2 protein-coding genes are annotated in these 1,618 nt (G+C 67.3%); both read left to right on the forward strand.

What is annotated here, in order from left to right; genetic code table 11:
* Positions 1-69 precede the first annotated feature (69 nt).
* Positions 70-474, forward strand: coding sequence for a nucleoside diphosphate kinase regulator (gene rnk / locus AC1VAN_RS21240; RefSeq protein WP_025877946.1), 405 nt, complete (start codon positions 70-72; stop codon positions 472-474).
* Positions 475-532: 58 nt separating this feature from the next.
* Entirely contained in the window at positions 533-1,489 is a 957-nt protein-coding gene (locus AC1VAN_RS21245; RefSeq protein ID WP_480986684.1) for a transaldolase, read from the forward strand.
* Positions 1,490-1,618 lie beyond the last annotated feature (129 nt).

Below are 1,618 nucleotides of genomic sequence, written 5' to 3' on the forward strand. Positions count from 1 at the left end.
ACCACAATACAGTCAGGCGGCGCCAGCAGGTGCCGCCTTTTGCATGGCTTTCAACCAAGGAGCGTCACCATGAACACCGCCAGCGGCCTTCCGCCGTCGATCACTGTTTCCACCCTCGACATGGACCGCCTGGACGCCATGCTCGAATCCCCGGCACACAGCCAGACGCCGGCCGCGCGCACGCTTGCCGACGAGCTCAACCGCGCAACCGTGTTGCCGCCAGACCAGATTCCCGAAGGCATCGTCATGATGCATTCGCGCGTGGAGTGCGAAGATGAAGTGTCGGGCGAGAAGCATGTCCTGACCCTGGTCTTCCCCCGTGAAGCCAATGTCGATGAAGGCAAGGTGTCCGTGCTGGCGCCCGTCGGCAGCGCCCTGCTTGGCCTGGCCGTTGGCCAGAGCATCGACTGGACCGCCCCGGGCGGCCGCAAGCTGCGGCTGCGCGTGAGCGCGGTCCACAACGACCGTCCCTGACCTGCGCTGCGAACCGCGCGCGATCAGTTTCCCTGCAATCCCCGCACCAGGAGCCGTAATGAGTACCCCGTCCAAACTGTCCCAGCTGCGCGAACTGTCCGTGGTCGTTGCCGATACCGGTGACTACGAGGCGATCAAGCGCCTGCAGCCGGTGGACTGCACCACCAATCCGACCCTGGTGAAGAAGGCGCTGGACCTGCCGGTCTATGCGGAACTGATCGAACGCGAACTGGCCTGGGGCCGCCAGCAGGGCGGCGACCGCGAGGCCGTGGTGCACGCCGTGGCCGACCGCCTGACCATCGGCGTCGGTGCGCTGCTGAGCACGCTGGTGCCGGGCCGCGTCTCCACCGAAGTGGATGCCGACCAGGCCCACGACACCACCGCGACCGTGGCCAAGGCCCGTCAGTTCATCCAGATGTACGCCGATGCCGGCGTGCCGCGCGAGAAGATCCTGATCAAGATCGCTGCGACCTGGGAAGGCGTGGAAGCCGCGCGCGTGCTGCAGGCCGAAGGCATCGACTGCAACCTGACCCTGATCTTCAACCCCACCCAGGCGCTGGCCTGCAGCGAAGCCGGTGCGTTCCTGATCTCGCCGTTCGTCGGCCGCATCCTGRACTGGTACGTGGCCAACGGCCAGACCCCGGCGAACATCGACGAGGACCCGGGCGTGGTGTTCGTGCGTGGGGTGTATGCCGAATTCAAGCGCCGCGGTTCGCCGACCGTGGTGATGGGCGCCTCGTTCCGTTCGACCGCGCAGATCGAAGCGCTGGCCGGCTGCGACCGCCTGACCATTTCGCCGGACCTGCTGGAGAAGCTCGACGCCGACCACGGCGCGCTGCCGCGCAAGCTGGTGGCCGGTGCCGCTGAAGCGGTGCAGGTGACGCCGATCGACGCGGCAAAGTTCGCAGCCGACCTGGCCGCCGATCCGATGGCGACCGAGAAGCTGGCGACCGGTATCGATGCGTTTGCCAAGGATCTGCAGGCGCTGCGCGAGCGCATTCGCTCGGAACTGTGATTCCAGCCAACGGCTGAGCCCCTCGTGGCGGGGGCTTGGTCGCGAACTGCATGAAGCAACAGCCGCGCTGGGTCGGGCGGGTTGGGTTCGCGGGGGACGCCGTGAATCCGTCCCTGGAGGCTTGGCCGC

Source organism: Stenotrophomonas sp. 05L44_2, assembly GCF_056665995.1.